Annotated in this window: 33 protein-coding genes; 15 read left to right on the top strand and 18 right to left on the bottom strand. The window is 67.5% G+C overall.

Annotated elements, in window-relative coordinates; translation table 11 throughout:
* Position 1: 1 nt before the first annotated feature.
* The 10 genes from KHC19_RS21465 to KHC19_RS21420 form a co-directional block, all read right to left on the bottom strand.
* Positions 2 to 250: a hypothetical protein gene (locus KHC19_RS21465; RefSeq protein WP_213355435.1), complete on the bottom strand. Its 249-nt coding sequence runs from the start codon at positions 248 to 250 to the stop codon at positions 2 to 4.
* Entirely contained in the window at positions 247 to 834 is a 588-nt protein-coding gene (locus KHC19_RS21460) for a hypothetical protein (RefSeq protein ID WP_213355434.1), read from the bottom strand. The genes KHC19_RS21465 and KHC19_RS21460 overlap by 4 nt, the downstream gene beginning before the upstream one ends.
* A complete protein-coding gene (locus KHC19_RS21455; RefSeq protein ID WP_213355433.1) occupies positions 831 to 1103 on the bottom strand; it encodes a hypothetical protein in 273 nt (90 codons plus the stop codon). Before KHC19_RS21455 ends, KHC19_RS21460 begins: the two co-directional genes overlap by 4 nt.
* Entirely contained in the window at positions 1100 to 1438 is a 339-nt protein-coding gene (locus KHC19_RS21450; protein ID WP_213355432.1) for a hypothetical protein, read from the bottom strand. The genes KHC19_RS21455 and KHC19_RS21450 overlap by 4 nt, the downstream gene beginning before the upstream one ends.
* Positions 1435 to 1716: a DUF2312 domain-containing protein gene (locus KHC19_RS21445; protein WP_213355430.1), complete on the bottom strand. Its 282-nt coding sequence runs from the start codon at positions 1714 to 1716 to the stop codon at positions 1435 to 1437. The genes KHC19_RS21450 and KHC19_RS21445 overlap by 4 nt, the downstream gene beginning before the upstream one ends.
* Positions 1713 to 2045, bottom strand: coding sequence for a hypothetical protein (locus KHC19_RS21440; RefSeq protein ID WP_213355428.1), 333 nt, complete (start codon positions 2043 to 2045; stop codon positions 1713 to 1715). The genes KHC19_RS21445 and KHC19_RS21440 overlap by 4 nt, the downstream gene beginning before the upstream one ends.
* 6 nt (positions 2046 to 2051) lie before the next feature.
* Entirely contained in the window at positions 2052 to 2912 is an 861-nt protein-coding gene (locus KHC19_RS21435) for a ParB N-terminal domain-containing protein (RefSeq protein WP_213355427.1), read from the bottom strand.
* A complete protein-coding gene (locus KHC19_RS21430; RefSeq protein WP_213355426.1) occupies positions 2899 to 3063 on the bottom strand; it encodes a hypothetical protein in 165 nt (54 codons plus the stop codon). Before KHC19_RS21430 ends, KHC19_RS21435 begins: the two co-directional genes overlap by 14 nt.
* The gene (locus KHC19_RS21425; protein ID WP_213355425.1) at positions 3063 to 3305 is read right to left on the bottom strand and encodes a hypothetical protein; all 243 of its coding nucleotides are present in this window, start codon (positions 3303 to 3305) and stop codon (positions 3063 to 3065) included. Before KHC19_RS21425 ends, KHC19_RS21430 begins: the two co-directional genes overlap by 1 nt.
* 203 nt (positions 3306 to 3508) lie before the next feature.
* Positions 3509 to 3787, bottom strand: coding sequence for a helix-turn-helix domain-containing protein (locus KHC19_RS21420; protein WP_213355424.1), 279 nt, complete (start codon positions 3785 to 3787; stop codon positions 3509 to 3511).
* Between the two features lie 68 nt (positions 3788 to 3855).
* Between KHC19_RS21420 and KHC19_RS21415 the strand changes: the two genes are divergently transcribed.
* From KHC19_RS21415 to minE, 11 genes are all read left to right on the top strand, one after another.
* Positions 3856 to 4179: a helix-turn-helix domain-containing protein gene (locus KHC19_RS21415; protein ID WP_213355423.1), complete on the top strand. Its 324-nt coding sequence runs from the start codon at positions 3856 to 3858 to the stop codon at positions 4177 to 4179.
* A gap of 26 nt (positions 4180 to 4205) precedes the next feature.
* Positions 4206 to 4541 carry a hypothetical protein gene (locus KHC19_RS21410; protein ID WP_213355422.1) on the top strand — a complete coding sequence of 112 codons (336 nt, stop codon included), beginning with the start codon at positions 4206 to 4208 and terminating at the stop codon, positions 4539 to 4541.
* Positions 4538 to 4843, top strand: coding sequence for a hypothetical protein (locus KHC19_RS21405; RefSeq protein ID WP_213355420.1), 306 nt, complete (start codon positions 4538 to 4540; stop codon positions 4841 to 4843). Before KHC19_RS21410 ends, KHC19_RS21405 begins: the two co-directional genes overlap by 4 nt.
* A complete protein-coding gene (locus KHC19_RS21400) occupies positions 4840 to 5265 on the top strand; it encodes a helix-turn-helix domain-containing protein (RefSeq protein ID WP_213355418.1) in 426 nt (141 codons plus the stop codon). The genes KHC19_RS21405 and KHC19_RS21400 overlap by 4 nt, the downstream gene beginning before the upstream one ends.
* 1 nt (position 5266) lies before the next feature.
* Positions 5267 to 5521, top strand: coding sequence for a hypothetical protein (locus tag KHC19_RS21395; protein ID WP_213355417.1), 255 nt, complete (start codon positions 5267 to 5269; stop codon positions 5519 to 5521).
* Positions 5514 to 5672 carry a hypothetical protein gene (locus KHC19_RS21390; RefSeq protein WP_213355416.1) on the top strand — a complete coding sequence of 53 codons (159 nt, stop codon included), beginning with the start codon at positions 5514 to 5516 and terminating at the stop codon, positions 5670 to 5672. The genes KHC19_RS21395 and KHC19_RS21390 overlap by 8 nt, the downstream gene beginning before the upstream one ends.
* A complete protein-coding gene (locus KHC19_RS21385; RefSeq protein WP_213355415.1) occupies positions 5669 to 7000 on the top strand; it encodes a tyrosine-type recombinase/integrase in 1332 nt (443 codons plus the stop codon). Before KHC19_RS21390 ends, KHC19_RS21385 begins: the two co-directional genes overlap by 4 nt.
* Before the next feature lie 632 nt (positions 7001 to 7632).
* Positions 7633 to 7851: a hypothetical protein gene (locus KHC19_RS21380; RefSeq protein ID WP_213355414.1), complete on the top strand. Its 219-nt coding sequence runs from the start codon at positions 7633 to 7635 to the stop codon at positions 7849 to 7851.
* A 182-nt stretch (positions 7852 to 8033) separates the two neighbouring features.
* The gene (minC, locus tag KHC19_RS21375) at positions 8034 to 8744 is read left to right on the top strand and encodes a septum site-determining protein MinC (protein WP_213355413.1); all 711 of its coding nucleotides are present in this window, start codon (positions 8034 to 8036) and stop codon (positions 8742 to 8744) included.
* A gap of 9 nt (positions 8745 to 8753) precedes the next feature.
* On the top strand, positions 8754 to 9566 hold the full coding sequence (minD, locus tag KHC19_RS21370) for a septum site-determining protein MinD (RefSeq protein ID WP_213355412.1): 813 nt from the start codon (positions 8754 to 8756) through the stop codon (positions 9564 to 9566).
* Positions 9563 to 9835, top strand: a complete 273-nt coding sequence (minE, locus tag KHC19_RS21365) for a cell division topological specificity factor MinE (protein ID WP_213355411.1) — start codon at positions 9563 to 9565, stop codon at positions 9833 to 9835. Before minD ends, minE begins: the two co-directional genes overlap by 4 nt.
* A 41-nt stretch (positions 9836 to 9876) precedes the next feature.
* On the opposite strand, the gene KHC19_RS21360 is transcribed toward minE, so the two are convergent.
* Positions 9877 to 11007: an ROK family protein gene (locus KHC19_RS21360; protein WP_213355410.1), complete on the bottom strand. Its 1131-nt coding sequence runs from the start codon at positions 11005 to 11007 to the stop codon at positions 9877 to 9879.
* A gap of 271 nt (positions 11008 to 11278) precedes the next feature.
* Here KHC19_RS21360 and KHC19_RS21355 point away from each other — a divergent pair, with 271 nt between their 5' ends.
* Positions 11279 to 12067 carry a glycosyltransferase family 2 protein gene (locus tag KHC19_RS21355; RefSeq protein WP_213355409.1) on the top strand — a complete coding sequence of 263 codons (789 nt, stop codon included), beginning with the start codon at positions 11279 to 11281 and terminating at the stop codon, positions 12065 to 12067.
* Between the two features lie 8 nt (positions 12068 to 12075).
* Here KHC19_RS21355 and KHC19_RS21350 read toward each other — a convergent pair whose 3' ends face one another.
* The 3 genes from KHC19_RS21350 to KHC19_RS21340 all read right to left on the bottom strand — a co-directional run bounded on the left by KHC19_RS21350 (position 12076) and on the right by KHC19_RS21340 (position 15065).
* Positions 12076 to 12849, bottom strand: a complete 774-nt coding sequence (locus KHC19_RS21350; RefSeq protein WP_213355408.1) for a phosphatase PAP2 family protein — start codon at positions 12847 to 12849, stop codon at positions 12076 to 12078.
* Positions 12850 to 13038: 189 nt separating this feature from the next.
* Positions 13039 to 13362: a lipid-A-disaccharide synthase N-terminal domain-containing protein gene (locus KHC19_RS21345; protein WP_213355407.1), complete on the bottom strand. Its 324-nt coding sequence runs from the start codon at positions 13360 to 13362 to the stop codon at positions 13039 to 13041.
* A 2-nt stretch (positions 13363 to 13364) separates the two neighbouring features.
* Positions 13365 to 15065, bottom strand: a complete 1701-nt coding sequence (locus KHC19_RS21340; RefSeq protein ID WP_213355405.1) for an ArnT family glycosyltransferase — start codon at positions 15063 to 15065, stop codon at positions 13365 to 13367.
* Positions 15066 to 15364: 299 nt separating this feature from the next.
* Here KHC19_RS21340 and KHC19_RS21335 point away from each other — a divergent pair, with 299 nt between their 5' ends.
* Genes KHC19_RS21335 through kdsA form a run of 3 tightly spaced genes read left to right on the top strand, consistent with a single transcriptional unit; the run spans position 15365 to position 17990 of the window.
* Positions 15365 to 16372 (top strand): KpsF/GutQ family sugar-phosphate isomerase, encoded by a 1008-nt coding sequence (locus KHC19_RS21335; RefSeq protein WP_213355404.1) that lies wholly within the window; start codon positions 15365 to 15367, stop codon positions 16370 to 16372.
* Positions 16369 to 17112: a 3-deoxy-manno-octulosonate cytidylyltransferase gene (locus tag KHC19_RS21330; protein WP_213355403.1), complete on the top strand. Its 744-nt coding sequence runs from the start codon at positions 16369 to 16371 to the stop codon at positions 17110 to 17112. Before KHC19_RS21335 ends, KHC19_RS21330 begins: the two co-directional genes overlap by 4 nt.
* Before the next feature lie 56 nt (positions 17113 to 17168).
* Positions 17169 to 17990 (top strand): 3-deoxy-8-phosphooctulonate synthase, encoded by an 822-nt coding sequence (gene kdsA, locus KHC19_RS21325; protein ID WP_378297045.1) that lies wholly within the window; start codon positions 17169 to 17171, stop codon positions 17988 to 17990.
* Positions 17991 to 18063: 73 nt separating this feature from the next.
* On the opposite strand, the gene KHC19_RS21320 is transcribed toward kdsA, so the two are convergent.
* The 4 genes from KHC19_RS21320 to KHC19_RS21305 form a co-directional block, all read right to left on the bottom strand.
* Positions 18064 to 18501: a GlcG/HbpS family heme-binding protein gene (locus KHC19_RS21320; protein WP_213355401.1), complete on the bottom strand. Its 438-nt coding sequence runs from the start codon at positions 18499 to 18501 to the stop codon at positions 18064 to 18066.
* A 141-nt stretch (positions 18502 to 18642) separates the two neighbouring features.
* Entirely contained in the window at positions 18643 to 19125 is a 483-nt protein-coding gene (locus tag KHC19_RS21315) for a BA14K family protein (RefSeq protein ID WP_213355400.1), read from the bottom strand.
* A gap of 188 nt (positions 19126 to 19313) precedes the next feature.
* Positions 19314 to 20327, bottom strand: coding sequence for an amino acid ABC transporter substrate-binding protein (locus KHC19_RS21310; protein ID WP_213355399.1), 1014 nt, complete (start codon positions 20325 to 20327; stop codon positions 19314 to 19316).
* Between the two features lie 36 nt (positions 20328 to 20363).
* The gene (locus tag KHC19_RS21305) at positions 20364 to 20987 is read right to left on the bottom strand and encodes a L,D-transpeptidase (protein ID WP_213355398.1); all 624 of its coding nucleotides are present in this window, start codon (positions 20985 to 20987) and stop codon (positions 20364 to 20366) included.
* Positions 20988 to 21106 lie beyond the last annotated feature (119 nt).

Below are 21106 nucleotides of genomic sequence, written 5' to 3'. Positions count from 1 at the left end.
GTCAGCGCCCCTCCCCCTGCTCTGCCAGCCGCTCGAGCGCACGCTCGGTGATGACCTCGAGGTACTCGGCCATCACGACACGGCTCACGCCGAAGATCTTCTCGACCGCCCGGCTTACACCGACCACGACACTTTCAAGCGCGAGCATCACTGCCGCATCGTCGGCTCCGGCCTCGACCAGATCGCGCACGAGCTCGCGGACAATCCTCGTCGCAATCCGGTTATGAGCTTCCATAGATGCCTTGCTCATGTGGATACCTCCGCCCGCGACGCAGCAATGCCGATCGCCGTCCGCTCGGTGATCGCCTTGCCTTCATCCGTCCAGCTGGCGGCCATGGCCTCGCAGCACAGGCGGCAGAAGCGGAAGGTCATGACCCGGCCCGCACCTTCATTGATCCGTTCGGTACGGGCGCGATGCCGCTCACCGCGAAGGACGTCGCCGAGACAAATGGCGCAGCGATGCGGTGCGCGCGCGAACACCATCCGGTCCGCTAGCAGCGTGGTGTCCGTCTCGTCGGGGAAGAACGGATGGAATGCCATGACCTTGGCGTCGAGCCGCACATCGCCCACCGCAGGATCCGGGTTGCCTTCATCGGCGAACGACACCCAGTCGCCATTGAGCTTGAAGACGTGCAGGGCATGGATGTCGCTCAGGCTGGTGGAGCACATCCATTGCCCCTCCCAGCCGATGAAGGTCGCGCGGGACCGCACACCGCCGCAGCGCGTGAATTGAAGCACGTCGCCCGGCTTCACGATCGCCTTCGCCCGCTCGGTTGCGCGCGCACCGTGCGCACGGCGTTCCTCAAGCTGCTCGGGGGTGAGACGCGGGGTCATGCCGCCCCTCCCACACTGACCGAGTAGCCGATCGGCCTGCCCTCGAGCTCTTCATCGCCGAACAGCAGCGGGATGCGCACCTCTGATCCGTCGAGGGCAATGCCGGCGCAATCTGGTCCCATGCCGACCGGCCCGCGAAAGCGAATGCCGGCGCCGCACAGCTTGCAGCGGCCGGTCATCTCGAGATAGCGCAGGTTGGTATCCCCGAACGAAGCAAGGTTCAGGTTGAAGTCCACGTCATTGTGCGGGCAGCGGGAGGACGCGCTCATGCCGAGCCCTCCGGCATCCTCGCCATCGCCGCGTCGACGGCGAGCATGTCGCCGTTCTTGCGCACGAAGGCGTTCAGCATGTTCACCATGTCGGCGCGGTCGCAGTTCGACATGTAGTTGAAGCGCGGCATCCGGCCTTCGCCTTCAGCCTTGCTGTCGGGCTCGCTAATGAACAGCGTGATGCCGTAGCCGGGCAGCACCTCCGCCAGGGTGTCGATCGCCGCGCCCATCACGGCGACGACGTCGCTCTGCACCGGACCGTGCCCGCCGGAGAGGATCTCCTCCGGCTGGGCGTCGCGGGAGAGCTTCTTGCGCTTGGCCTCTCCCATCGTCATGCCCCCACCATGCCGAGCGCCTGCAGATACAGGTCGACGATCGCCTCATGCTCGGCCCGCTGGTCGCCATCCTGTTTGCGAATGCGGAGGATCTCGCGCAGCGCCTTGACGTCGAAGCCGGTGCCCTTGGCCTCGGCGAACACGTCCTTGATGTCCTCAGAGATGGTCTTCTTCTCCCCCTCGAGCCGCTCGATGCGTTCGATGAAGGATTTCAGCTGTTCCTTGGCGAAGCCGGCCGCGGCATCGGACAGGGGTTGATCGTTCGGGATCTCGCTCATGAGTTCGGCTCCGCAGCGGTATCGGCGGCGGTGAGCTCGCGGCCGTACAGGGTGAAGAACACGCCGCAGCCGATCGCCATGGCGATCTGGGCCTGCGGCCAGGTGACGGCCCGCTGGTTGCCGGAGAGGACGTTCTCGGCACAGCGGCGAATGGCATCGAAAGAGAAGGGGCCGGCGATCGGGATGAAGCGATCACCCTCGCGGCGCGCCAGCGCGCCCGACAGTCCGTCCTGCGACATCAGCAGGTAGCGTGGCGCCGCCCGATCGGCCTGCATGCCGTCGAGCTCGCCGATGACCTGGAACTGCACTTCGGACGAGGTGTCAGCCATGGCCGATCACTCCGCCGCCGTGGCGGCGGCCAGCGGCAGCCGCTTCTGCAGATAGGCGGTGATGCGCGCGGAGAGCACACCGTTCAGGGGTTGCCCCCCCCTATGGTGTTCGACGCGCGCCTCGGTAAGCTCGTGCTTGAAATCGAAATCGTCGAAGGCGTCGAGCAGCGCTCCGCCCGCTTCGCGCCATTCCTTGGCCGCGCCGAGCACGGTGCAGAGCGCCTCGATGACCGGCTTGCCGAGCATGCCCGGGTTGCCCTCGGAGGTCTGGGTCACGCTCGCCAGCGCCGTGGTGACGGTATCGCGGCCGTGGCGGGCAATCGCCGCCAGGATGACGTTCGGCGCGATCGTCTCCCCGCGCTTCATCAGCGTCGCTTGGACCGGATAGCGCAGCACCTTCACCTCGGCGCATCGGCACACCTCGTCGCAGATCTTCGCTTCGGGATCGCCGGCCGCCACGCGGGCGTGGTAGATCGCCACGGAAGACAGCTTCGTCACCTGGCCGTTGATGGCGGCGAAGGCGGCGGCCTGCTTGGCCTGGTCGGCGATCACCACCTCACAGGGCACGCTCTCGACCTTTCGCAGCGCCGCCGCCGTGGCGCGGTGCTGGCCGTCGATCACGGCATAGAGACCGCCCTCGATCGGCGCGACGACGAGCGGAGCGAACTTCGCCCAATCGAAATTGCGGGCGATCGCAAACAGCGAGCGCCGCCCTTCGGCGGTGATGTCGCGCTGATAGGACGGGTCCACGCGCAGATGCTCGATCGGCACCCACTGCAGCATGGGCGCCGCGCCGAGCGGGCGATCGGCGCCGGCGAACTCCGCCCAGAAAGCCTTGACATAGGGTTCGGTCTCAATGGCGCGCATGCGGCAATCCTCCCCAGGGCACCCGGCGGACACGGAAACCGCGATCGCGATGACGCTGGCGGCGAGCGAGCTCATTCACGACCGCGGCGAGCAGCAGGAAGGCCACGCCCAGGGCAGCGAGCAGCAGGGCAAGGGGTTCGAACGAGCCCATCACGCCGCCCCATCCATGCGGGCGAGCTCGCCCTTGAGCCGCGCCATCTCGGCGGCGATCGCCTGTTTGCGCTCCTCCCGCGCCGCGACCTCCGCCCAGCCCGGGCAGGGCGAGACGCAGGCGAGGATCAGCGCCGGCCCATAGGCCGACACCAGCCGCATGGTGTGCTGGAAGGTCGGCGCCGCGCCCTCGATCAGCCAGTTGGCGACCGTGCGCGCGGGGATGCCGGCGTCGGACGCCACGCGCTTGGCAGTGTCCTGCGGATGCCGGGCACGGAGGAACTGCGCCAGGCGCGGGAGATCGACGGAAATCTCTGCGGCGCGGTTCGCGCGAGGGCGGGCGACCGCCGACGCGGACAGCGACGCACGAATATTCGACAGGGAGACAACGCGGGAGCAGGCGGACATGAGCACCTCGTTGCGGGGGAGGGATGGAACGGGCGCAATCATTCGGCGGCTCGCAGGGGTTCGGCTGACACCGGGGCGATGGCCGGAAGGAAATCCGAAGCCGTCACAGCGCCGCCCGTCATCGCGATGATCGCAGCCAGCTTTGCTGGGCGCGGCACTCGCTTGCCGAGCTCGTACTTTCCGAACGTTTGGCCGGTGACGCCGATAGGCGCACCGGCCTGCTCAAGCGTCAGGTCCCGCGCCAGGCGCCACTTCCGAAGGGGATGCGATGCAGAGTGATTTGCGTCCATGCGACAGAATGAGCCGATTTGGCTCATTATTGTCAAGCGAGGATCCAGCCATTTCCGCTGCGGATTATCGGCGGCCCGTCACCTACGATCCGCCCATGTCCGCCACAACTGCCGCCCCTGCTCTCCCCGCCAAGATCTTCTTCCTGCGTGAATGGCGCATTGCGAAGAAGCTCACCCAAGAGCAATTGGCCGAGCAGCTCGGAATGCACCATACGAGCCTCGGAAAATACGAAAGAGGCGAGCGAGAGCCGGGCCCGCCGATGATTGCTCGCATGGCCGACCTCCTTGAGATTTCGCCGGGAGACCTCTTCCGGGACCCGAAAACCCCGTCACTGGACGGCCTAGTCGCCGGTCTGGACGCTTCCGCGCGCGCCCATATCACCCGCACCGTCAAGGCCTTGGCCGACAGCTACAGATAATATGAGCCAAATTGGCTCATTAATTCTTGACACCACATGAGCCGAAATGGCTCAATCTCTCGGCGCAAATCACTGCGCTGAGGGTCAATGTCATGGGAATTCCGGCTTTATCCCCGCCGACGATCGGCCGTGAAGAGCTCGCGCTCTGGCTGAACGTCACGCCCGATCACCTCACCAGCAAGCTCCCGCGGCTGGTTGCCGAATATGGCTTCCCGCCCAAGCTGCCCGGGTTCAATGGCCTCTGGTCGCGCGCGGCCGTCATCGCCTGGATCGACGGCGTGACCAATCCGCCGGCCGGCCAGGCCGTCACCGCGGCCTCGATCGTTCCCACGCTCGAACAGCACTATGGGAGCGCGGCATGAGCAAGCGCGTCACCGACAACGAACTGCTCGATCTCGTCATCATGGTGAAGCAAAAGCTGGGCGCGCTGCCGGCAATCGAGCCCGGCAACCACCAGAGCATGCGCGCCTATCATATCGCCGCCGCCGACGTCCTGGACGAGCTCGTCCGGGAGGGCCGCGCGAAAATGGGCAAGCCGCTGGGCGCCATGTCGCTCTCAATGGGCGGCTTGCGCACCAGTTGCACCCATGGTGCCGCTGGCCTCCTGAAGAACTGGGTCGCAGCAGCTTACCGCGAGCTCGACAAGCGGAGGATGGCGGCATGAACGCGCACGTCAAGCTCCCCCAGCTGCTGATGGCCGACGACGACATCAACCGCCGGATCGGCGAGCGCGCCCGCGCCGCCCGCCTTTTCGCCGGCATCTCCCAGCAGCAGATGGCTGCCCTTCTCGGCGTCACCTTCCAGCAGGTGCAGAAATGTGAGAAGGGCAAAAACCGCATGGGCCCGGAGAAGCTCATCCGCTGGGCGGCCGCCACCGACAAGCCGGTGGAATGGTTTTTCCAGGATGTCATCGGCACGCGCGCGGCCACCACCGCCGACGTCATCGCCACGATCGCCGCCGATCACCACTTCGGCGAGCTCGCGAAGCTTTGGCTCGGCCTTCCGCGCCCCGCGCGGGAGCTCCTCGCCGAACAGGGCCGCATGCTGGCGAACCTCACCGTCACTCTCAAGGCGGAGGGCCGCTGACATGCCGCGGCGCCCCGACGATTACAGCGCGACCCAGAAGGAAGCGCTGATGGCCGCCAAGCGGAAGAAGATCTTCCGCAAGCCGACCGGCCAGTGGAAAGGCCAGGGCACGGCCACCTTCAACCACCAGACGATCCACCGCCTGGTCATCGATGGCCTGCTGACGGAGCGCAACAACCCGTCGCTTCACGTCATCGCCACCACCGCCGGGTGCGAGTTTCTGGCAAACCTCGAGAAAGGGCGGCGCCGTGGCTGAACCGCTCTCCATCGAAGAGAGACGCGGGTTTCCCGCGCCTCGCCCCACTCTCTGGCAGGAGATCTATGGCGAATTCCGCCGCCTCTTCGCCTGCCTCGGCTTCGGCCTCGTCGCCGCCCTGGTGCTGATGCTATCGGGAGTTGTCCAATGACCCACCTTGCCACCGCCCGCGCCTATCGCCCATCATCGCAGCATCGCGTGTCCGCCCCTCGCGAGGTTCCGGTGGCAAAGATCGTCGTCAACATCCCCTTCGTCGTCTGGCGTGACGGCAAGCCCCGCTATGTCGCCACGCCCGCCCACCGCGCCCTTGGCTTCAAGGGCGAGGATCTCAAGCGGCCGGACGGCAGCTGGTACAGCCTCGAGGAGGCCGCGGCCTGGTCGGAGCGACGCAGCGCCGAGGTGACGGAGCGCCGGAAGGACGTCGCCGCCGCCCGCGGTGCGCGCCGGCGGATCCCGCCGCTCAGGCGGCCGGACGTCTACACCATCGGCCAGCTGATGCAGGAATGGCAGGATCCGACCAAGAACCCGAAATGGGGATCCGAGGAGATCATCAAGGGCAAACGCCGGATCAAGCCGCTGGCCGCCTCGACGAAGGTTTTCTATCGGCACATGACCCGGGTCGTAGAGATTTTCGACGAAGGCCGCATATGGGCCGCGCCGACGACAGAGCTCACCGCCCGCGCCGCCCGCGGCATTTATGAACGCCTCTGCGAAGACCGCGGCGTCGCCATGTCGTGGGGCGCCATGGCCGCCCTCTCGGCGGCGTGGACGTGGGGCGCCGCCAAGGGCAAGGTCGGCCCCTCCCCCATGTCGAAGCTGGGTATCGAGAAGCCCTCCGCCCGCCTTCGAGTCGGGTCTGTCGAGGAGATGCGCACCCTCATCGCCGCCGCCGACGCGCTCGGCCTGCCGGAGATCGGCGACGCCATCGTCATGGGCCTTCTCACCGGCCAGCGGCAGAGCGATCGCCTGCTGCTGATCGACGGCCGCGATCTCGACGGGCGATTGCGTTTCCTCCAGAAGAAGACTGGCGCCGTCGTCCTGGTGCCGGCCTCCCCGCAACTGGTCGAACGCCTCAAGGGCGCCCGCCAGCGCCGCGCCGCCAGCACCATCCAGCATCCCGAGCTCATCATTGACGAGCAGCGCGGGCGCCCCTTCGCCGGCAACGCCGGCTCCAAGCTCTACCGCGATGCCTTTCGCGAGGTCCGCGCCGCGGCTGTCGCCGGCATCCAAGATGGTGAGGCGTGGAAGGTTGCGCCCTGCCCGTCGCTGGAAGATTTCCGCGACCAGGATCTGCGCGACACCGCCGTCACCTGGCTCGGCCTGGCCGGCGCCACCATCCCCGAGATCATGTCATTGACGGGTCACAGCCAGACGAGCGCGACGCAGATCCTGCAGCACTACCTCGGCCGGCACCCGGAGATGGCCGCGACCGCGGTCGACAAGGCGGCCGCGTGGCTCGAGGCAAAGGGCGGGCTCTAGGGATAAGCGCCCAGGGCTTCCTTGGCATACGCCTCGCAACCTTCGATGAAGGATTGGGAATTCGTGCCAGCCTCGCCTCGACAGTTCGTCGTCCGCGTTTCGGCAGCCCATGCATATCCGGCCTTGTGACCGGCACAATCGGCGGTGCACTGCTGACCATGGAAGCGCCTGGCGCGAGAAGTCACGCCCAGCGAGGCCTGACTAACGTACTGCAGGCACCCCATGCGAAACGGCGGCGATAGATCCGCTAGGCACTCGTTGGGATCAACTGTTTCGCGCTGCTCCGCCCAGTAGAAGCCCGCGAGATGAGGCCGGCAGTTTTCGCGGCAACTCCATCCCGCCAAAGGATCATCAGCAGGAGCCCAGCGCGACCATACCCCGGCGATCACCAATCCGAGCATAATGCCAGCGACCAATCTCCACACACCACCCTCCCATGTCGGCAAGATCGAAGCGCCGGAGGAACTCAAGCCACGCGCCCAACTTCTACCCCTCATTGGTATGCAACCAATGCCACAACCCTACGTTAACCATACACCTCAATACCGGCGAGCGCGCGGCGATCGCACGCCCACCGGGAATTCGGTTGTGGTCGGCTTTCCACTCAACTGGACACAGAAGAGGGATACCCGATGGAGGATTACATCATCAAGCTGCAGCGCGAGCTTGGAGAAGCCAAGCTCATTCTCGAATGCAGCGCCTACCTGCTGGAAACCGAACACCGCGACCCCAGCCGCTGGCGAGAGATGATCGCAATTCACATTGGCCTGGTCGCGGAGCGCGTCGCGGCAGCCAACAATGCGGCGGCTCAGATCGAGCAGATGGCCGATGAAAACGGGACGGGAACATAATCGTCTCATGTGAGACGTGAGACGGTCTCATGCCGTCTCACGTTCTTTTTTCGTTCGACAGCCCGGTTTTGCGCAAGTCGAGCAATGCCAACGATCCACAGCCCAGCGGCCGCCGCCGGAGACGTTAACCGTCCATTAACCAAGATTAACCGAATCTCTCCTGACCAGAGGAGATTCGCACGGTGAACGCTGTCAGCCGCTCCGGCCCATCCATCCGCTTCCGTGGCCGCTCGTTCATGGCGATGACCCTCGTCGCCGACGTGCCGCTGCAGCAATGGCTGGCCGATTTCGACGTCTGGCTGGAGCGTTCGCCCGGCTTCTTCACCGGCCGGACGGTGGTGCTCGACATGGTCGGCACCGCGGCCAGCAAGGCCGAGGTCGAGCGCTGGATCGGCGAACTCGCGACCCGCGGCGTGCGCCTGATCGGGCTCGAGGGCATACGCCCCAGCATGGTCGACGCCTCCATGCCGCCGCTGCTGCGCGGCGGGCGCGACGCCACCCTGAACATTTCCGACGAACCCGTCGCCGTACCCGAGCCGCCGCGCAAGACGGCCGAGCCGGCAGAGCCGGTGAACCTCGTCGTCGAGCAGCGTGTCCGGTCCGGCCAGTCCATCGTCTGCCTCGAAGGCGACGTGACCATCGTGGGATCGGTCGGCGCCGGCGCGGAGATCATCGCCGGCGGCTCGATCCACGTCTATGGCGCCCTGGCCGGCCGGGCGATCGCCGGCGCCACCTTCGGCGCCAAGGCGCGCATCTTCTGCACGAAGATGGAAGCTGAACTGATTGCCGTCGACGGGATCTACCGGACGGCCGAAGACATCGACGCCAGCCTCCGCGGCCGGGCGGTACGAGTGTGGACCGAGGACGAGGCGTTGCGGCTTGCCGCACTTTAGGAGCGAGGCATGGCAAAGATCATTACTGTCACATCGGGCAAGGGCGGCGTCGGCAAGACCACGACGACCGCCGCGCTCGGTGCCGCCCTGGCGCGCACCGGCGACAAGGTCGTCGTCGTCGATTTCGACGTCGGTCTGCGCAATCTCGACCTCATCATGGGGGCCGAGCGGCGGGTGGTGTATGATTTCGTCAACGTCATCCAGGGCGATGCCCGGCTGCCGCAGGCGCTGATCAAGGACAAGCGGCTGGAATCGCTGTTCCTGCTGCCGGCCTCCCAGACCCGCGACAAGGACGCGCTGACGGAAGAAGGCGTCGACAAGGTCATCGAAGACCTGTCGCGCCATTTCGACTGGGTGATCTGCGACAGCCCGGCCGGCATCGAGCGCGGGGCGACCCTCGCCATGCGCCACGCCGACATCGCCGTCGTCGTCACCAACCCGGAAGTGTCCTCCGTCCGCGACAGCGACCGCATCGTCGGCATCCTCGACTCCAAGACGCTGAAGGCGGAGCGCGGCGAGACGGTCGACAAGCGCCTGCTGCTCACCCGCTACGATGCCGCCCGGGCCGCCCGCGGCGACATGCTGAAGACCGAGGACGTGCTGGAGATCCTCTCCCTGCCGCTGCTCGGCATCGTGCCGGAGAGCCCGGACGTGCTGAAGGCCTCGAACTACGGCGTGCCGGTCTCGATCCACGACCCCGACAGCGCCCCGGCCCGCGCCTATAACGACGCGGCCCGCCGCCTCAAGGGCGAGGAGATCGCCATGGATGTGCCGAAGCAGAAGCTCGGCCTGTTCAGCAAGTTCCTGCGGAGGGCGGCATGACGCTATGGAAGCGGCTTTTCACCAACAACAGCGCGCCGCAGGCGCGTGAGCGGCTGCAGATCCTGCTCTCCCACGAGCGCCAGGTGCTCGGCGGCGAGGATCTCCTGTCCAGCCTGCGCGAGGACATCCTGGCGGCCGTCGCCAAGCGCGTTCCCTGCGAGCGCGACAGCGTGAAGGTTCGCCTGGAGCGCGGGGCGCCGATGTCGGTCCTCGAGATCGAGGTCGAGATCCGCGGCAATGTCGATCTCGGCATGACCAAGGCCGCCTGATCGAAACGGGCCGAGGGAGCCTCGTCCCGGCCGCTCCTTGCTCAGTCCTTGTCCTTTGGCCGCGCATCGCCCCGTCGATGCGCGGCCTTTTGCTCGGCATTGGGGCGCGCCCGGTTGGTGAAGCGCGCATTGCCGAGGCCGGTGCCGATGGTCAGCACGCCCCAGTGCTCAACATCCTGCATGAACGGCACTTCGCTCAGCCCCTGCACCACGGCGTCATTGTGCATGGTCACCGTCGTCTCATGCCCGCCGATGGAAGGGATCGCCTCCCAGAGCGCCGCCGGAAGATTGAAGCGCGAACTCTCCCAGTTCCCCGGCAGGTTCTGCGCGCCGTTCTCGATGGAACCGTCGGCGGCGATCGAGCCGGGACAGCCCACGCCGATGAAGGGCGCGAGGCTCAGTCCGTCCTTCTCCGCCTGACGGATCAACCCCTCCAGCATGCCGACGAGCCGGCCGACCGCCTCGTCGCGACCCAGCTTCTCCTCGCCATGCGTCCATAATTCCATGGTGCGCACCCGCGCCTTGGACAGGTCGTCCGCCTTGTCGAGGTTCAGCCGCACGATCCCGCAACGGATGTTGGAACCGCCGATATCGACGGCGAGAATGTCGTCGAAGCTGGCGAACATCCAGCTCGGCGCGAGATGCACGCTGCCGATGAGCCCGGCCTCGTCGGGGTCGTTGTGGATGGGACGCAGCTCGATCTCGATGCCGTCCGCCCGCGCCAGCAATTCGGCCCGGGCGAAGGCGATCTCGGCGAAGCGGCCGCCCTTCAAGCCTCCGCCAATCGCGATGCGCGACGTATCGCGCCACGCCTCGGTCCGCAGCAGGCGGCGAATGACGGCGAGCATCTCGCCGGCATAATCCTCGATGGCGCTGAGGACGAGCGCCTGCTCGTGCGGCTTGCCTTCCGCCAGGGCCTCGTCGATCCTCGCCTTGGAAATCTCCTCGACCGGGACATCGCCGAGCAGCGCCAGCTTGCGGTCCGCAACCTCCCGCCAGCGCGCGAGAATGTCGAAGAAGGCGGCGCGACGGGCGCGATCTCCCACGAAGCCGTCGCCCTCGCGCAATTGCGCGTTGAAGCTGTCCACGGTCACGGCGGTCAGGGTCGCCGCGCCGTGCACGGTGACGTCCGGCGGCGCCCCGTTGCCTTTCTCCGCCGCCTTTCCGCTCATCCGTAGCCCCCTGTCGCATCGGCGCGTCGTCCGGTGTTGGAGCGCGCAGGAGGCAACGAGCCAGCGCCCCTACCGGTTCCCCCCGGCATCGATATCGACGCGGGTAAACGGCGGCGAGAGAGCATCCCGCCGCCCTCACCCCGAAGAGACACGACGTTGCGGAAATTGACGGACGGCTGAATTTCGCCGTTAACTCAAGCTGTATTGCCTTTTTCATCCCGATTTCATCGAAGCCGGACACTATCCGTCGACTGGTCGAGATTGCGATACGATGCGTGTTTCAGTGGTTATTCCCGCCTATAACGAAGCCGGCAACATCGGCCGCCTCGTGACGGAGGCGTTCGGGGTCCTGCCCGACGACATCCTCGGCGAGGTGGTGGTCGTCGACGATTGCAGCGACGACGGCACCCGCGACGAGATCCGGGCGCTGATGGCCGTCCATCCGCGGCTGCGCTACCTGCGCCACGCGCATCGCGCGGGCCAGAGCGCCGGTTTGCGCACCGGCATCTTTGCCGCCAGCTTTCCCCTCGTCGCCACCATGGATGGCGACGGCCAGAACGATCCCGCCGACATTCCGCGCCTGCTCGCGCATATCGCTCCGCCCGGCGGCAAGGGGCCCGCGCTGGTCGGCGGGCTGCGGGCGCGCCGCCGCGCCGCCGGCTCCCGGCGCTTCGCCTCGACCTTCGCCAACGGATTGCGCGCCCGCCTGCTGAAGGACGATTGCCCGGATACCGGCTGCGGGATCAAGGTCTATTGGCGGGAAGCCTTCCTGCGCCTGCCCTATTTCTCCAGCATGCACCGCTATCTGCCGGCGCTTTTCCTGAGCTACGGGCATGAAGTGGCCTATGAGCCGGTCAACGACCGGCCGCGGCTGGCGGGCGCGTCGAAATACACCAATTTCGGCCGCGCTTTGGTCGGCATCTACGATCTGTTCGGGGTCGTCTGGCTGCGCCGCCGCACCGTCGTGCCGCCCATCGCCGAGGATAGCGGCGCGCCGGTGCCCCTGCGGCCGGCGACGGTTCCATCCGGCAAGCCCGACATGCACACCGCCAGCCTGTAGGCCTCCGCCTAGGCGCCGAGCCTGCGGACACCGCGCGCGGCGATCGCCAGTCGGCCGGCGAGCAGGATGGCGACCGCGTCGAGATCGCGGCGGATCCTCGCCTGCGCCGCCAGTCCGATGCGGGTCAGTTCCGTCTCCAGGCGCGCATCGCAGAACAGTTCGGCGTGGCTGACATAGAAGACCTGCCGCAGCACGACCGCGATCGTCAGCACCATCGCGATGGCGATCAATATATCGGAGAGGAAGTGCGCGCCGAACGCCACGCGATTGAGCGAGACCATCGCGACGAGCATGCCGAGCATCGCCAGCACCCGCCAGCGCCAGGGGCGCGGCACGAACAGGGCGAGCGGCAGCAGGCAGGCCACGGTCGCCGCCTCGCCGGACACGAAGGAGCGGTGGGTGAAGCTCTCCCCCAGCGACCAGGCGTCGAGGAAGGGAAAGGAGCCGCCGAAGGCCTCGACCTTCACCGGCCTCGGACGGCCCCAGAGGGTCTTGAAGATCCCGTTCACCAGCAGCACCGGCCCAAGCAGATACAGGCTGGCGAAATAGAGCGTGAAGCGCGCCGGCAAAAGGCAGGGACGGCGGGGATGCAGCATCTTGAGCGCCAGGGCGGCGATCACCACCACCGCCACCGCGACGGGAATGTTGCTGCCCACCATGCGCAGGTCCTGCAGCCTGCCGTTATGGGCCAGCGGAAAGCCGTCGCCCGGCACGTAGAACTGGCGGGTCACCGCGAGATCGATGCCCGGCATGAGGATGAAGAGCGCCGAGATCAGGAGCATCGCAAGGAGGCAGGCCAAAACCCGGTTCTGGAGGCAGAACGCCCTGAACCGCTCCGCAAGCATCGCCACCGACCGCATCTCGCCCCTCGCCCGCCGCGTCGCCTGTGGGGATACAAGGCGGGCTCGGTGAAAGCCCAATGAAGCGTGGGTGACGCCTCGACGAAAGTTGGGGACAGCCGGCCGAACGGCTCAGCGAATGTCGGAACGCCCTTCCGGCGTGCCGGGAACCACGACCGGGGTCCGCCCCAGGCGCTCGCGGATCACGAAATAGATGTTGCGGGCATAAATGAGCAGTCCCGCCGCCTGCCCGACGATGAAGACCGGATCCTCGCGATAGATCGCATAGGCGAGCAGTATCACGCCGCCGGCGATGGAAAATACCCAGAAGGCGAGCGGCACCACGCTGCGCCGGGCCCGCTCGCTGGCGATCCACTGCACCAGGAAGCGCCCGGTGAACAGCGCCTGCCCGAGAAACCCCACGATGAGCCACGGCGTGATGGTCAGCGACATCATGCTCAGGATCCTTTTGCTTCCGCCGCCACGGGGGCGGCGAGGATTTGCAGCGTCATCCAGCGCCCATTGCCCAGATTGAAGCCGGACACCGTATCGAGCCGCATGGCCCGGCGGCCAAGCTCGGCCTCGCGCGCCTCGAAGGCCGGGCGCTGCCGGTCGGTGACCGCCGCCACCCGGCACCCCGGAGCGGCGAGGAAATCCGCGGCCTCCCCGCCGGAACCGTAACGGGTTTCAGTGCCGAGCACGAACAGCGTGCTGGCCTCGGTAAAGCCGGACACCATGATCTCCGGCTTCTGGCAAAGCCCATGGGCGGCGATGGAGCGGGCGATCTGCGGCGACACCCAAAGCGCCTCGACACGCGGTGCTGCCACTCCAAAGCCGAGGCCATAGAGCACCACGGCCTGCAGGATCAGCAGCGGATAGGTCGCCTCGAGGTTCGCACGCAGCGCCCGATAGGCGGCGAGACAGCCGACGACGCAGGCAAGGGCGGCCAGGACCAGCGCCTCGGCGGGCAGCAGGCCCGACAACCGATGGAGCAGGATCACGAGGCCGATGCCGGCGACGAGGCCTCCGACGGCCGCACCCAGCGCCAGCAGCCGGGCCCAGCCGGCCGGCGGGGTCAGCCGGCCGGAGGCGAGCGCCGCGCCCGCCAGTAGGGCGATCGCCGGATAGGCCGGCAGCGTATAGTGCGGCAGCTTGGTGGCGAACAGCTCGAAGGCGATCCAGAACGGCACGATCCAGCACAGGCAGAACCGCACCGCCGGCACCGACCGGCTCGACCACACCCAGGGCGCGGCGATCGCCGCCAGTGCGGCCCCGGGCCAGAAGATGACGAAGAAGGCGAGGAAATGCGCGCCCGGCGGCGCCCCGTGCGATTCCTGCCCGGTCGCCACCTTGCCGAGCAGGTCGTTGCCCACGGCCTCATGGAAGAAGGCCATGCCGGTATTGAGCCAGATCGCAACCAGCCAGGGCAGGACGATCAGCAGCATGAAAGGCACGCCGATCAAGGGCTTGAGCGGCTTCAGCCAGGCGCCGCGCCGTTCCCAGACGACAAGGCCCAGCACGGTGAAGCCGGCCAGCATCGGCACGATCGGCCCCTTGATCAGGATGCCGCCGCCCATGGCGCCCCAGAACAGCAGCGCCCAGCGGAGCGGTATCCTTTCACCGGGGCGGGCGGTATAGAGCCGCGCCAGCGCCATCTGCCCGATGACCGCGAAGGCGAGCAGCGTGGCGTCCGTCTTGGCGAGCCGCGCCTCGGCGCCGAGGATCAGCGAGGCCGCGAGCAGCGCGGCGCCGAACAAGGCCGCGGGCGGGTTGAACAGCCTCAGCCCTATCGCATGCGTCACCAGCACCGCGACCAGTGCGGTGAACAGTGAGGGCAGCCGATACGCCCAGATCGGCGCATCCGGCGCCAGGCCGGTGAGCTTCACCGCCGCCGTCTGCAGCCAGTAGATGCCGATCGGCTTCTTGAAGCGGTACTCGTCGCCGAGCCGAGGCGCGACATAATCGCCGCTGGCCACCATCTGCCGCGAGGCCTGCGCGAAGCGGGCCTCGTCGCGGTCGATCACCGGCAGGGTGAAGAAGCCCGGCAGCACGCAGGCGAAGAACAGCAGCACCAGGACGAGCCGGGCATGGCGCTCGGCAAGGCCGGCGAGGGAAAGCCCGAAGCGCCCGTTGCGCACGGTTCCGGCTGCATCGCTCATCGTCCGCTCGATCCTCCGCCCGGTTCGGTTGCCCCTGCCGCCTTCCTTGCTACTAGCACGTGACGCTCGTGTGATCGATTTGAGGCAAGGCGTGCCTTGTCCCCGCCGGGCGGCATGCCGCAATCCCGCCCGCATGGCTCGGCAAGGATGGCTGGGCAAGGAAAGCGAAGGGAGCTATGCAGCCCTCGCGGCACCGGCCCGGCAGACGGGCGGCGGCGCCCGGCACCCGCATGCCGTGCACCGGCGGCGCAAATCGGATAGGAAGACGCGATGATGGTGGAACGCCTCACGGTGAGTCGATGCTGAACAGGATTCCTCCGGCCGAACGGACCGACAGCCCCGGCGTCGCCTCGCTGCTGCGCACCCTGCACAAGGCCTCCGAGGCGGTGGAGACGCTGACCGACCTCGCGCGCGGCGACGAGACGCTGCGCGCCGCCTTCGACGCCGCGGTGGAACTGGTGGCGAGCCGCAAGGGCCGGCTGATCATCTCCGGCGTCGGCAAGAGCGGGCATATCGGCCGCAAGATCGCCGCCACCATGGCCTCCACCGGCACCCCCGCCTTCTTCGTGCACCCGACCGAGGCCAGCCACGGCGATCTCGGCATGATCGCCTCGGACGACACGCTGCTGCTGCTCTCCTGGTCCGGCGAGACCAGCGAGCTCGCCAACGTGCTCGCCTATGCCAAGCGCTTCGACATCCCGCTCATCGCCCTCACCTCGCGCGAGGACAGCGCACTCGGCCGCAACGCCAATGTGATGCTGTGCCTGCCGCAGGTGGCGGAAGCCTGCCCGCACGGCCTGGCGCCGACCACCTCGACACTGCTGCAGCTGCTCGTCGGCGATGCGCTGGCCATCGCGCTGCTGGAGCATCGCGGTTTCACGCCGCAGGATTTCGGCATCTTCCATCCCGGCGGCAAGCTCGGCTCGCAGTTGCGCCCGGTCGGCGAGATCGCCCATACCGGCGAGGAAATGCCGCTCATTCCCCTGGGGATGCGCATGAGCGAGGCGCTGCTGGTGATGTCCAGCAAGGGCTTCGGCGTGGTCGGCATCGTCGACGATGCCGGCGCCCTGGCCGGCGTGATCACCGATGGCGACCTGCGCCGCCACATGGCGCCGGACCTCCTGCAGCAGCCGGTCGAAGCGGTGATGTCGAAGCGCCCCCGCGTGGTGGACGAAGCGATGATGGCGGCGCGCGCGCTGCTGCTGATGCAATCCGAGAAGATCACCGTCGCCTTCGTGGTGGATGCCGGGCGCCGGCCGCAGGGCATCGTCCACATCCACGACCTCCTGCGCGCGGGCGTCGCATGAAGAACGACACGCTGGTGCTGATTCCGGCGCGGATGGCCTCCACCCGCCTGCCGGGCAAGCCGCTCGCCGACATCGCCGGCGCGCCGATGATCGTGCAGGTCGCCCGCCGGGCGGCGGAGGCCGAGATCGGCCGCGTGGTGGTCGCCGTCGACCATGCCGACACCCTCGCCGCCGTCACCGCCGCCGGCTTCGAGGCGGTAATGACCCGCGTCGAACATCCTTCCGGCTCCGATCGCATCTTCGAGGCGCTGGAACGCGTCGATCCCGACCGCCGCGCCCGCTTCGTCGTCAATGTGCAGGGCGACCTGCCGACCATCGAGCCCGACAGCGTGCGCGCCGCTCTCGCCCCGCTGGCGGATGAGCGCGTCGACATCGCCACGCTCTGCGTCGAGATCGTCCGCGAGGAGGAGCGTACCAACCCGAACGTGGTGAAGGTGGTGGGCTCGCCGCTCTCCGATACCCGCCTGCGCGCGCTCTATTTCACCCGCGCCACCGCCCCCCATGGCGATGGCCCGCTCTATCACCATATCGGGCTCTATGCGTATAAGCGCGCGGCGCTGGAACGCTTCGTGGCATTGCCCCCTTCCCCGCTGGAACAGCGCGAGAAGCTGGAGCAGCTGCGGGCGCTCGAGGCCGGCATGCGCATCGATGCCGAGATCGTCGCCACGGTGCCGCTCGGCGTCGATACGCCGGAAGACCTCGAACGCGCTCGCCAGATGCTGGCGGGCACGCCCGCCTGACGGCCGATGGGCCAGGAGTTCAGAACGTGACCGCCGCAGCGACCACCAACGCCACCATCCATGTCGGCTCCGGCGACCGGCAGGTCACCTTCGCCAATGACGCGCCGCTGGCGCTGATCGCCGGCCCCTGCCAGATGGAAAGCCGCGACCACGCCTTCATGATGGCTGAGCGGCTGACCGCCATCTGCGACAAGGCGGGAATCCGCTTCGTCTACAAATCCTCCTTCGACAAGGCCAACCGCACCTCGCTCTCCGGCAAGCGCGGCATCGGGCTGGACAAGGCGATGGAGATATTCGCCGAGCTCAAGCAGCAATTCGGCTTCCCGGTGCTCACCGACGTGCACACCGAGGAACAGTGCGCGCTGGTGGCCCCGGTGGTGGACGTGTTGCAGATTCCCGCCTTCCTCTCCCGCCAGACCGACCTGCTGATCGCGGCGGCGAAGACCGGCCGGGCGATCAATGTGAAGAAGGGCCAGTTCCTCGCCCCCTGGGACATGAAGAACGTGCTGGCCAAGATCGCCGAGAGCGGCAACCCGAACACGCTGCTCTGCGAGCGCGGTACCAGCTTCGGCTACAACACACTGGTCTCCGACATGCGCTCGCTGCCGATCATGGCGGCTCTCGGCGCGCCGGTGATCTTCGACGCCACCCATTCCGTGCAGCAGCCGGGCGGCCAGGGCGGCTCGTCCGGCGGCCAGCGCGAATATGTGGAGACACTGGGCCGGGCCGCGGTCGCGGTCGGCGTCGCCGGCGTCTTCATCGAGACGCATGAAGACCCCGACCACGCCCCCTCGGATGGGCCGAACATGATCCGGCTCGACGACATGCCGGCGCTGATCGCCAGGCTGCAGGCCTTCGACGCCGTCGCCAAGGGTTGATCCCTCCGGTTGATCCCTCCGGCGCCGGCGGCGAAGGCCGGGCGATCGATCCCGCCCTATCAGTCCTGGCCGATCAGTCCTGGCCGGGATCGCCAACGAGGCCGGCAGCGGCGATGCCGGCCAGCGCCGCCGCCTCGTCATTGTCCGAGGTGTCGCCGGAAATGCCCACCGCGCCGGCCAGCGCCCCGGCCGCATCGCGAATCAGCACGCCGCCGGGCACCGGCACCAGCGCGCCGTCGACGACGTGGCTCACCGCCGAGATGAAGAAGGCCTGCTCCTTCGCGCGCTTGAACAGCGAGCGCGACCCCATGCCCAGCGACAGCGCGCCATAGGCCTTGCCATGGGCGACCTCGGCCCGCTTCAGGCTGGCGCCGTCCTCGGCGGCCGCGGCCTTCAGCGCCCCGCGCGCATCGAGCACCACCACGGCCATCGGCTTGAAATTGCCCGCGCGGCAATGGTCCAGCGCGACGGAAACGATGGTCTGCGCGGCGGCGAGGGTCAGTTCGGTCATGGACGCACCTTCATCGGAGATGATTGCCGGAAAGTCGGACGCCCCCGATAGGCCCGCTCGCGGCGCCGCCGTCAAGGCGACCCTTGAACGCACGAAAGCCCGGCGCGGGCCGGGCTTTCGCTTTCCAGATTCACGAAGGCGTCAATAGGGGGAGACGCACTGCTGGCGCGGGCCGTTATAGGGCTGGAACGTATTGTCCGACACCCGGTAGGACCGGTACTGGTTCGCGCACCACTGCACATGCGCATTGCCGCCGCCGCTGTAGCTGGGCTGGGCGGCGATGGCCCCACCGATCAGCGCGCCGGTGGCGAAGGCCGCCGCCGGGAACCACCAGCCATTGTAGCTGCGGTAGCCGGGCCGATAGTAATTATAGCCGCGATGGCCGTTGTAATAATAACGCCCGCTCTGCTGGTAATATCCACGACGCGGACCATCATAGTGGCGACGCGGCGCATTGTAGTAACGACGCGGGCCATCATAATGACGCGGGCGATACTGGATCTGCTCGACCTGCGGCGCCGGGCCGGACAATCCTTGCGGACTCCAAGGCGCGGCGGAAGCAGGGAGGGCGGCGGCCGTAGCAAAGGCGGCGACGGTCGCGACCACGAGGGAAATCTTTTTCATCGCTAGCCACTCCAGCTATACCATTCATGGATCCGACTTTATCTAAATCGCATGAATGCGGCCTGAACGAAGTCTTCAGCCTTTGGACAAACGGATGAACGGCTGTTCAGTTCCGGGCGGGGCCGGAAACGCGCATGAAAAAGCCGGCCACCTCGCGGTGGCCGGCCCTTTATGCCCGTGCCGGACGATCAGCGGATCGGCGGCGCGTACTGGATGCCGCCCTGGCTCCACAGCTGGTTGATGCCGCGCGGAATGCCCAGCTTGGAACCGGTGCCGACATTGCGCTCGAACACCTCGCCGTAATTGCCGACCGCCTTGACGATCCGCACCGCCCAGTCCTTGGTGAGGCCGAGATCGGCGCCATAGGTGCCTTCCGCACCGACGAAGCGCTTCACGTCGGGCTTCTGCGAGGCCAGCGCCTGGTCGAGCGTCTTGCTGCCGATGCCGAGCTCCTCGGCGTTGACCAGCGCGTAGAAGCTCCACTTCACCACGTTCAGCCACGCATCGTCGCCCTGGCGCACCACCGGGCCGAGCGGCTCCCGGGAGATGACGTCCGGCAGCACGATGCTGTCGGCCGGCTTGGACAGCCGGAGGCGCAGTGCATAGAGCTGCGACACGTCGGTGGTCAGCACGTCGCACTTGCCCTCGTCATAGGCCTTGACCAGTTCGTCGACGCCCGGCTGCTGCACCAGCTCCAGCTTCATGTTGTTCTGCTGGAAATAGTCCTGGGCGTTGAGGGCGCTGGTGGTGCCGGACTGGACGCACACCTTGGAGCCGTCGAGCTCCAGCGCGCTGGTCTTGTTCTTCGCCGCGGGCACCATGAAGCCCTGGCCGTCATAATAGGAGACGGCGGCGAACAGGAGCTTCAGCCCCGCCTCGCGGGACAGGGTCCAGGTGGAGTTGCGCACGAGGACGTCGACATCGCCCTTGGAGAGGGCGGGAAAGCGCGCCTCCGCGGAAAGCGGGACATACTCGACCTTGGCGGGATCGTCGAAGATGGCGGCGGCGAGACCCTTGCACAGATCGACGTCGAAGCCGCTCCACTTGCCGTCGGCGCCCTTCGCCGAGAAGCCGTCGAGGCCCTGGTTGACGCCGCATTTGAGCGTACCACGCGCCTTCACGTCGGCGAGCGTGTCGGCCTGCGCAAGACTGGCCGTGAACAGGACGCCGGCAGCCGCCAGCGCCATTCCCAGATGTTTCATGCCTTCCCCCTGCGGCCCCTGCCGCATGTCGCTTGTTCAGAGCGCCGGCGTCTGCCGGATGATGACCTTGGTGCCGACCGGCACGCGGCTGTAAAGATCCGCGACGTCGCTGTTCACCAGCCGGAAGCAGCCGGAGGAGACCGCGTAGCCGATGGTCTGCGGCTGGTTGGTGCCGTGGATGCGGTAGACGGTCTGGCCGAGATAGAGCGCGGCCGCGCCCATCGGGTTGCCGGGCCCGCCCGCCATGAAGCGCGGCAGGTAGGGCTGGCGCTGGATCATCTCCGGCGGCGGCGTCCAGTCCGGCCACTCGGCCTTGCGGGAGATCTTCTGCAGGCCCGACCACTGGAAGCCGTCGCGGCCGACGCCGATGCCGTAGCGCATCGCGCGGTTGTCGCCGAGCACCAGATAGAGGAAGCGCTCGTCGGTATGGATGACGATGGTGCCCGGCGGCTCGTTGGTGCGGAAGTAGACCGGCTGCCGGCGGAAGGTCGGATCGAGCTGTTCCTCGTCCGGCGAAGGCACGCGGCCCGGCTCTTCCTGCACGTCCAGCAGCATGCTGTTGAGACCGGCGGGCGGGCGGGCCTGCGCCTGCGCCTCGCTGGCGGCTCCACCGGCAAAGGCGGCGGCAACGGCCAGCGCGCCCAGAATGCTCCAACGCATACTCAATCCCCTCCTCAGATCGCCGCATCCATCGCCTGGCGGGACGTCGGCACGAGTCACGGTCGCTCCCATGGCAGCGATCGAAGGGATTTATTCACCACAAGTCAATGACGGATGGT

Source organism: Ancylobacter oerskovii, assembly GCF_018390555.1.
GTDB lineage: Bacteria > Pseudomonadota > Alphaproteobacteria > Rhizobiales > Xanthobacteraceae > Ancylobacter > Ancylobacter oerskovii.
This window is presented reverse-complemented; position numbering and strand designations above follow the sequence as displayed.

What these genes read in the sequence shown, in the direction of transcription:
- KHC19_RS21350 (WP_213355408.1), bottom strand. Translation starts at nt 12,849, where the DNA reads ATGCTCCTGATCTCGGCGCTCTTCATCCTCATGCCGGGCATCGATCTC.
- KHC19_RS21420 (WP_213355424.1), bottom strand. Translation starts at nt 3,787, where the DNA reads ATGAGCCAAATCGGCTCATTCTGTCGCATGGACGCAAATCACTCTGCA.
- KHC19_RS21455 (WP_213355433.1), bottom strand. Translation starts at nt 1,103, where the DNA reads ATGAGCGCGTCCTCCCGCTGCCCGCACAATGACGTGGACTTCAACCTG.
- minD (WP_213355412.1), top strand. Translation starts at nt 8,754, where the DNA reads ATGGCAAAGATCATTACTGTCACATCGGGCAAGGGCGGCGTCGGCAAG.
- KHC19_RS21320 (WP_213355401.1), bottom strand. Translation starts at nt 18,501, where the DNA reads ATGACCGAACTGACCCTCGCCGCCGCGCAGACCATCGTTTCCGTCGCG.
- KHC19_RS21315 (WP_213355400.1), bottom strand. Translation starts at nt 19,125, where the DNA reads ATGAAAAAGATTTCCCTCGTGGTCGCGACCGTCGCCGCCTTTGCTACG.
- KHC19_RS21445 (WP_213355430.1), bottom strand. Translation starts at nt 1,716, where the DNA reads ATGAGCGAGATCCCGAACGATCAACCCCTGTCCGATGCCGCGGCCGGC.
- KHC19_RS21435 (WP_213355427.1), bottom strand. Translation starts at nt 2,912, where the DNA reads ATGCGCGCCATTGAGACCGAACCCTATGTCAAGGCTTTCTGGGCGGAG.
- KHC19_RS21335 (WP_213355404.1), top strand. Translation starts at nt 15,365, where the DNA reads ATGCTGAACAGGATTCCTCCGGCCGAACGGACCGACAGCCCCGGCGTC.
- KHC19_RS21450 (WP_213355432.1), bottom strand. Translation starts at nt 1,438, where the DNA reads ATGACGATGGGAGAGGCCAAGCGCAAGAAGCTCTCCCGCGACGCCCAG.
- KHC19_RS21360 (WP_213355410.1), bottom strand. Translation starts at nt 11,007, where the DNA reads ATGAGCGGAAAGGCGGCGGAGAAAGGCAACGGGGCGCCGCCGGACGTC.
- KHC19_RS21460 (WP_213355434.1), bottom strand. Translation starts at nt 834, where the DNA reads ATGACCCCGCGTCTCACCCCCGAGCAGCTTGAGGAACGCCGTGCGCAC.
- KHC19_RS21380 (WP_213355414.1), top strand. Translation starts at nt 7,633, where the DNA reads ATGGAGGATTACATCATCAAGCTGCAGCGCGAGCTTGGAGAAGCCAAG.
- KHC19_RS21440 (WP_213355428.1), bottom strand. Translation starts at nt 2,045, where the DNA reads ATGGCTGACACCTCGTCCGAAGTGCAGTTCCAGGTCATCGGCGAGCTC.
- KHC19_RS21405 (WP_213355420.1), top strand. Translation starts at nt 4,538, where the DNA reads ATGAGCAAGCGCGTCACCGACAACGAACTGCTCGATCTCGTCATCATG.
- KHC19_RS21385 (WP_213355415.1), top strand. Translation starts at nt 5,669, where the DNA reads ATGACCCACCTTGCCACCGCCCGCGCCTATCGCCCATCATCGCAGCAT.
- KHC19_RS21340 (WP_213355405.1), bottom strand. Translation starts at nt 15,065, where the DNA reads ATGAGCGATGCAGCCGGAACCGTGCGCAACGGGCGCTTCGGGCTTTCC.
- KHC19_RS21465 (WP_213355435.1), bottom strand. Translation starts at nt 250, where the DNA reads ATGAGCAAGGCATCTATGGAAGCTCATAACCGGATTGCGACGAGGATT.
- minE (WP_213355411.1), top strand. Translation starts at nt 9,563, where the DNA reads ATGACGCTATGGAAGCGGCTTTTCACCAACAACAGCGCGCCGCAGGCG.
- KHC19_RS21395 (WP_213355417.1), top strand. Translation starts at nt 5,267, where the DNA reads ATGCCGCGGCGCCCCGACGATTACAGCGCGACCCAGAAGGAAGCGCTG.
- KHC19_RS21400 (WP_213355418.1), top strand. Translation starts at nt 4,840, where the DNA reads ATGAACGCGCACGTCAAGCTCCCCCAGCTGCTGATGGCCGACGACGAC.
- KHC19_RS21345 (WP_213355407.1), bottom strand. Translation starts at nt 13,362, where the DNA reads ATGATGTCGCTGACCATCACGCCGTGGCTCATCGTGGGGTTTCTCGGG.
- KHC19_RS21430 (WP_213355426.1), bottom strand. Translation starts at nt 3,063, where the DNA reads ATGGGCTCGTTCGAACCCCTTGCCCTGCTGCTCGCTGCCCTGGGCGTG.
- KHC19_RS21310 (WP_213355399.1), bottom strand. Translation starts at nt 20,327, where the DNA reads ATGAAACATCTGGGAATGGCGCTGGCGGCTGCCGGCGTCCTGTTCACG.
- KHC19_RS21355 (WP_213355409.1), top strand. Translation starts at nt 11,279, where the DNA reads ATGCGTGTTTCAGTGGTTATTCCCGCCTATAACGAAGCCGGCAACATC.
- KHC19_RS21305 (WP_213355398.1), bottom strand. Translation starts at nt 20,987, where the DNA reads ATGCGTTGGAGCATTCTGGGCGCGCTGGCCGTTGCCGCCGCCTTTGCC.
- KHC19_RS21330 (WP_213355403.1), top strand. Translation starts at nt 16,369, where the DNA reads ATGAAGAACGACACGCTGGTGCTGATTCCGGCGCGGATGGCCTCCACC.
- KHC19_RS21415 (WP_213355423.1), top strand. Translation starts at nt 3,856, where the DNA reads ATGTCCGCCACAACTGCCGCCCCTGCTCTCCCCGCCAAGATCTTCTTC.